This window comes from Ferroglobus sp. (assembly GCF_015521575.1).
GTDB lineage: Archaea > Halobacteriota > Archaeoglobi > Archaeoglobales > Archaeoglobaceae > Ferroglobus.
The window spans coordinates 1-4,506 of record NZ_WANY01000030.1 but is presented as its reverse complement, the minus strand read 5'-3'; the positions used below and the strand labels follow the sequence as shown (position 1 = coordinate 4,506).

Genomic DNA, 4,506 nt, shown 5'->3' with positions numbered 1-4,506 from the left:
GGACTTTGCAATGGATTTTATTTCAATAAAGCCGGTCAAATCTACGTTTCGAGGTGATAGAGATGGTTGATCTTCTTGGTCCCGGAGGAAACTTGGAGATGGTTAGGAAGGTTTTCGAAGCTGGAGCTGACAGCGTTTACGTCGGAGTGAAGGGGTGGAGCAGGAGGAGTAAGAAGTACGAGCTTGAAGATAAGGAAATTATAGAAGCTGCTAAAATTGCTCACGATTTTGACGGAGAGCTAAGAGCTGCTCTGAACGCTTTTCCCAAGCCGGCTGAGTTTGAAATGTTTAAAGAGAAAATGGAATTTCTGCATTCTGCTGAAGTTGATGCTGTCATTCTCAACGACTTAGGTTTGATGAGGTACGTGAAAGAGAACTATCCGGATTTCAAAATAGTGGCGAGCATAGGCTGTAACGTCATAAACTACGAGGAGGCTAAGCTCTACAAAGAAGCTGGAGCTTCGATGCTTGTAGCTGACTGCAAGCTCACGCTGGAGGAGATAAGGGAAATCAAAGAGAGAGCGGGGATAGGAATAGAGATTTTAATCCACGCCAACACAGATTTCACTTATCTTGGCAAATGCTGGATGAGCAGCTACAAGTCGCTAAGATACGAGAAAATCGGAGAAAAATCGTACTACATCGGAAGTCCTAACAGGGGCGGAGTTTGCTTCAGACCTTGCCTCTCTAATTGGTGTCTGAACAACCACGCCTTCGGAAACCTTCCGAACGACATGTTTTTACTGCTTAGAGAAATCCCGGATCTAATCGAAGCTGGAGTTGACTGTTTGAAAATTCAGGGAAGAGAGTACAGCACCGAATTGATTTACGAAATTGTGAAATTCTACAGGGAGTTTATAGAGGCTATCGAGAGCAATAACGTTATTTTCGAAGAGTGGGAAAGGAAGCTTGCGGAAATTGCTAAAAGAAGAGACGCCGAGAGATTGAGGAGGACTTTGGAGCTCATGGGTGTTGCGAGAGGTGAGAAAATTGAAATCTGACCCTTTCGCCGAATTCTTAGAAGCGGAAGTGGAAGAGGTAAGGGAAGGTTATGCGAGGGTTTCCGGAGTCGTGAAGAAGGAGTTTTTAAACATCCACGGTACAGCTCATGGCGCTTACATTGCTGCTTTAGCTGATTTTGCCCTCGCTTTAGCTGCAAACTACGACATGAAAAGGATGGCGATCAACATTTCGATAAACTTTTTTAAAGGTGCCAAAGAGGGAGATAAGCTTGTAGCGGAAGCTGAAAAGATAAGCGGAAGAAGGACAGCTTTTTTCGTCATCAGAGTAAAGAGGGGAGATGAAGTTATTTCCGAAGGAACGGCCATAACGCTGGCAGTTTAGAAGTTTGCAATAAAAACATTTTAAAGCTTTTTCGTCCACTGATTTTTGGATGAGAATACCACTGTACGTCGAATTAAATGGAAAGAAAATAGTTGTAATCGGTGGAGGAGGAGTTGGGACAAGCAGAGCGAAGAAGTTCTTGAGTTACGGAGCAAAGGTTGTTGTCATAAGCCTCGATTTTTCCGACGAGCTGAAGAGGCTTGAAAAGGAGAGAAAAGTGGAACTTGTTTACGGTGATGCGAAGAGAGCAGATTTTCTCGAAAAATACGTGAAAGATGCGTTTATGGTAGTGGTGGCTGTGGGAAGTAGAGAAGTGAACGAAGTTGTTGAGAAGCTTTCGAAAAAGTACAACTTTCTCAAAAATTTCGCCAACGATGCGGAGAGAACCGAAGTCGTAGTACCTTTCGAAGGAGAAGTCGAAGGAATAAAAATAGCCGTAACGACTGAAGGAAAGAGCGGGATTGTCGCAAGAATCGTTAGGGACAAAATACTCGAAATGATAAAGAGCGACAGGGAAACCATAAACCTTCTGAGGGCGATGCACTTTTTTAAGAGGTACATGAAAGATGAGGAAATTCCCGTCGATATTAGGATGAAGATGTACTTCGCCATAAGTTCTGATGAAAAGTTTCTTGAACTCGTTAAGAGTGGTAGGATTGAGGATGCTAAGACGTATGCGGTAAACTTTTTAAGGGAATACTTGAGTGGTGAGAGGGATTTGGATGAGTCAAAGACGAGAATTCAATTTTGATGTCGATTTGCTGATGGCAGCTCAATACAACATGCCCCTGACGGAAGAGCCGTTCGTAGCTCTTTCGGAAAAGCTTGGAGTCAGTTTCGATTACCTAAAAAACGAGCTTGAGAGCTACCTGAGGAAGGGACTGATCATAAGAATAGGACCTCAACTGAACTATAAGGCGTTTAGAGGGGAGAGCGTAGCAGCTTTAGTTGGAGTGAAAGTTGAGGAGAACAGAATTTTCAAAGTTGCAAGGATGATAAATAACGAAAGCGGCGTAAAACACAACTTCTTGAGAGAGGATGAAAATTACAATCTCTGGTACACGATAAAAGCAAAAGACAAGGAGGCTTTAATTGAGAAGATCAAAACGCTGATGGAGAAGTGTAAAGTGGAGGACTACATCGTTTTACCGAGCAGGAGAGTTTACAAGATGGATGTGAAATACGACCTTTACAAGGGAGTTTCTTGGAGTAACAGAATTGAGAGAAACGAAAAAGTTCCTTTAGTTGAAGAGCTTGGAATTAGCCCAAAGCTTCTGAAAGACATGGAAAAGAACTTTTCCGTGGAAGAAAGACCATTCAGAAAGTTTGCTGAAAAATACGGAATGAAGGAAGGAGAGATAGTGGATCTGCTGAAGGAGTTAATAGAAAAGAGAGTCGTGAGGGATTTTTACGCCGTGTTAAACGGAGAGAGAGCAGGCTTTAAGGAGAACGGTATGAACTTAGTAAGAACGGAAAGTCCGGAAAAAGTTGCGAAAATTTTGCTCGAACTTTTTCCTCAAATAACGCATCTTGTTGAAAGGGAATGTCCAGAGAACTGGAACTACCCCCTCTATTTCATGGTGCACGCTTTTGAAAGGGAAACCATAGAGAAAATTGCTCAAGAAGTTAGGGAGATTGAGGGAGTTGAAGAAGTGAGGATACTCTACAGCAAGATGAATTTGAGAAACATCTAACTTTTTTTTGGTTTAACGGGAATCCTTCTCTCGTATCCACAGTTAAAGCAAGTAACGATAACTCTTGACTTGTGAACCCTCACCCTGAACTTCCCCTCAGCGTAGGGATAAAGACACTTTTTGCAGAAAAAAACTTTGAGCTTTCCAAGTCTGATTCGGTACTTTTTCGCTATTTTCACCGCCAGCTCAACGTATCTTCTTGCCAGCTCGTAATTCTCTTTTTTAATTTCCTGAGCTTTATTGAGGAGGAATTCAATCCGTTCTTTTGCGATTTTCTTTTCGAGGTCTTTCTCTCTTTTCAAAGGCATTAACAGAAAAATTCCAAAAGCGGGTTTTAACATTTTTGAGCGATAATCTTAAATTCAACTACTTGCTCTACTTTTTAAGGGCTCGTGGTCTAGCGGTTATGACGCCGCCCTTACGAGGCGGAGATCGCCGGTTCGAATCCGGCCGAGCCCATTCAAACACATCAATCTAAAGATTTCAATTTTCATTGGTTTTCTGGTTATTGAAGAGCTTAATAGTTGATCAATTCTCTCAGAGAAGTCGTTTCTGACTTTTCTTTAAAAATATATACCTTCCTTTCGAAAATTTTAATGAGTAGATAAGCTCTTTCTTGCTGTTTTACAGACAAATCCTTTGATTTAAAGTGCAAGTTTCCATACATTTCGGCAAAAAGCAAGTCGAAAGAGTTGATCAACCACTATAAAGTATTCGGGATTTCCCCAAGTTGCTGTCGAGTCAATGCAAGCGAACGTATCTTTTCAAGTTCATGATCCCTCAGGATGTAAAGTATATATCGAGGATGATTCCAGAGTTCGAGAGGCTGAACAAGGAGCTCCAACGTTACGACGTCCTCGAATACGATCACTATTCGAACGAGCTGAAAATCATCAGAGCAAGCGAAATAAACAGGAGGACGAAGCATTATGGTTAGAAAAATAACTTTAGTATGGGATGATTGGAATGTGGATCACATTGCGAAACATGGTGTGAGCGTGGAGGAAGTTGAAGAGGCTGTAAAAGATAGCAGAAAAGTAATTTGGAAACATAGAGGAAGATACGTGATGATTGCATCAGCACACGGAAGAATTCTTTTCATAGTCTTGGAGAAAATTATAGGAGAAAAGAATTCGTATTATGTGATCACTGCCAGAGATGCAACTAATTCCGAGAAAAGAATATATAGAAAAATGAGAAAGTGATTGTGATGAAATTGCCCCGCTATACTGAAGAGGAGATTGAAAAAATTGTGGAAGAAATTAGGAAAGAGATAGAATCTGGTAAGGCTGAATTTAAATCCGTTGATGAATTCCCAGAATTCAAAGATGTAAAAGTTGTTTCAGTTTATGTTGGGGATAGAGTTCTCGTTAGAGGGCATTACCGCAAGATTAACGGAAAGAGAGTTTACGTCAAACCATACTGGAGAAGGAGGAGGAAGAAGTAATCTGAAAATCGTTTTAAAACT

8 protein-coding genes and 1 tRNA gene are annotated in these 4,506 nt (G+C 41.3%); 8 read left to right on the top strand and 1 reads right to left on the bottom strand.

The window, feature by feature from the left end; all coding sequences use genetic code 11:
• The first annotated feature begins 62 nt into the window (after nucleotides 1–62).
• The 4 genes from F7C14_RS01155 to F7C14_RS01140 are packed head-to-tail and all read left to right on the top strand — an operon-like array spanning nucleotide 63 to nucleotide 3,038.
• Nucleotides 63–1,001: a peptidase U32 family protein gene (locus F7C14_RS01155; protein WP_290898940.1), complete on the top strand. Its 939-nt coding sequence runs from the start codon at nucleotides 63–65 to the stop codon at nucleotides 999–1,001.
• Nucleotides 982–1,344, top strand: a complete 363-nt coding sequence (locus F7C14_RS01150; protein ID WP_290898937.1) for a PaaI family thioesterase — start codon at nucleotides 982–984, stop codon at nucleotides 1,342–1,344. The genes F7C14_RS01155 and F7C14_RS01150 overlap by 20 nt, the downstream gene beginning before the upstream one ends.
• A 49-nt stretch (nucleotides 1,345–1,393) precedes the next feature.
• Nucleotides 1,394–2,095, top strand: coding sequence for a bifunctional precorrin-2 dehydrogenase/sirohydrochlorin ferrochelatase (locus tag F7C14_RS01145; RefSeq protein WP_290898933.1), 702 nt, complete (start codon nucleotides 1,394–1,396; stop codon nucleotides 2,093–2,095).
• Nucleotides 2,067–3,038: an Lrp/AsnC family transcriptional regulator gene (locus F7C14_RS01140; protein WP_290898930.1), complete on the top strand. Its 972-nt coding sequence runs from the start codon at nucleotides 2,067–2,069 to the stop codon at nucleotides 3,036–3,038. The genes F7C14_RS01145 and F7C14_RS01140 overlap by 29 nt, the downstream gene beginning before the upstream one ends.
• Here F7C14_RS01140 and F7C14_RS01135 read toward each other — a convergent pair.
• Complete coding sequence (locus F7C14_RS01135) at nucleotides 3,035–3,346, bottom strand: ribonuclease P (RefSeq protein ID WP_290898927.1); 312 nt, start codon at nucleotides 3,344–3,346, stop codon at nucleotides 3,035–3,037. The two genes, F7C14_RS01140 and F7C14_RS01135, sit on opposite strands and share 4 nt — an antisense overlap.
• A gap of 78 nt (nucleotides 3,347–3,424) precedes the next feature.
• Between F7C14_RS01135 and F7C14_RS01130 the strand changes: the two genes are divergently transcribed.
• From F7C14_RS01130 to F7C14_RS01115, 4 genes are all read left to right on the top strand, one after another.
• Nucleotides 3,425–3,497 (top strand) — tRNA-Val (locus F7C14_RS01130).
• 313 nt (nucleotides 3,498–3,810) lie between these two features.
• Entirely contained in the window at nucleotides 3,811–3,975 is a 165-nt protein-coding gene (locus F7C14_RS01125) for a hypothetical protein (RefSeq protein WP_290898924.1), read from the top strand.
• Nucleotides 3,968–4,243, top strand: a complete 276-nt coding sequence (locus F7C14_RS01120; protein WP_290898921.1) for a BrnT family toxin — start codon at nucleotides 3,968–3,970, stop codon at nucleotides 4,241–4,243. The genes F7C14_RS01125 and F7C14_RS01120 overlap by 8 nt, the downstream gene beginning before the upstream one ends.
• A 5-nt stretch (nucleotides 4,244–4,248) precedes the next feature.
• Nucleotides 4,249–4,485: a hypothetical protein gene (locus F7C14_RS01115; RefSeq protein WP_290898919.1), complete on the top strand. Its 237-nt coding sequence runs from the start codon at nucleotides 4,249–4,251 to the stop codon at nucleotides 4,483–4,485.
• Nucleotides 4,486–4,506: the final 21 nt, after the last annotated feature.